Origin of the sequence: Rhodanobacter aciditrophus, assembly GCF_042679525.1 — a bacterium.
GTDB lineage: Bacteria > Pseudomonadota > Gammaproteobacteria > Pseudomonadales > Marinomonadaceae > Marinomonas > Marinomonas aciditrophus.
In genome coordinates this window covers 1-1,060 of sequence record NZ_JBHTMN010000023.1, presented here as the reverse complement: position 1 = coordinate 1,060, position 1,060 = coordinate 1, and the positions used below count along the sequence as shown (strand labels likewise).

Below are 1,060 nucleotides of genomic sequence, written 5' to 3'. Positions count from 1 at the left end.
CAAACACGAAAGTGGACGTATAGGGTGTGACGCCTGCCCGGTGCTTGAAGGTTAATTGATGGGGTTAGCGTAAGCGAAGCTCTTGATCGAAGCCCAAGTAAACGGCGGCCGTAACTATAACGGTCCTAAGGTAGCGAAATTCCTTGTCGGGTAAGTTCCGACCTGCACGAATGGCGTAACGATGGCCACACTGTCTCCACCCGAGACTCAGTGAAATTGAAATCGCAGTGAAGATGCTGTGTATCCGCGGCTAGACGGAAAGACCCCGTGAACCTTTACTATAGCTTCACAGTGAACTTTGAACCTACTTGTGTAGGATAGGTGGGAGGCTTTGAAGTGCAGACGCCAGTTTGCATGGAGCCAATCTTGAAATACCACCCTGGTATGTTTGAGGTTCTAACTCAGATCCGTTATCCGGATCGAGGACACTGTGTGGTGGGTAGTTTGACTGGGGCGGTCTCCTCCCAAAGAGTAACGGAGGAGCACGAAGGTGCGCTCAGCATGGTCGGAAATCATGCATAGAGTGTAAAGGCAAAAGCGCGCTTAACTGCGAGACAGACACGTCGAGCAGGTACGAAAGTAGGTCTTAGTGATCCGGTGGTTCTGTATGGAAGGGCCATCGCTCAACGGATAAAAGGTACTCCGGGGATAACAGGCTGATACCGCCCAAGAGTTCACATCGACGGCGGTGTTTGGCACCTCGATGTCGGCTCATCACATCCTGGGGCTGAAGCCGGTCCCAAGGGTATGGCTGTTCGCCATTTAAAGTGGTACGCGAGCTGGGTTTAGAACGTCGTGAGACAGTTCGGTCCCTATCTGCCGTGGACGTTTGAGATTTGAGAGGAGCTGCTCCTAGTACGAGAGGACCGGAGTGGACGAACCTCTGGTGTTCCGGTTGTCACGCCAGTGGCATTGCCGGGTAGCTACGTTCGGACGGGATAACCGCTGAAAGCATCTAAGCGGGAAGCCTCCCTCAAGATAAGATCTCACTGGTACTTTAAGTACCCTAAAGAGCCGTTCGAGACTAGGACGTTGATAGGTTGGGTGTGTAAGCGTTGTG

At 52.5% G+C, this 1,060-nt stretch carries 1 rRNA gene; it reads left to right on the top strand.

The window, feature by feature from the left end:
- A 23S ribosomal RNA gene (locus ACFQ45_RS17465) occupies positions 1–1,060 on the top strand; the annotation flags it as partial.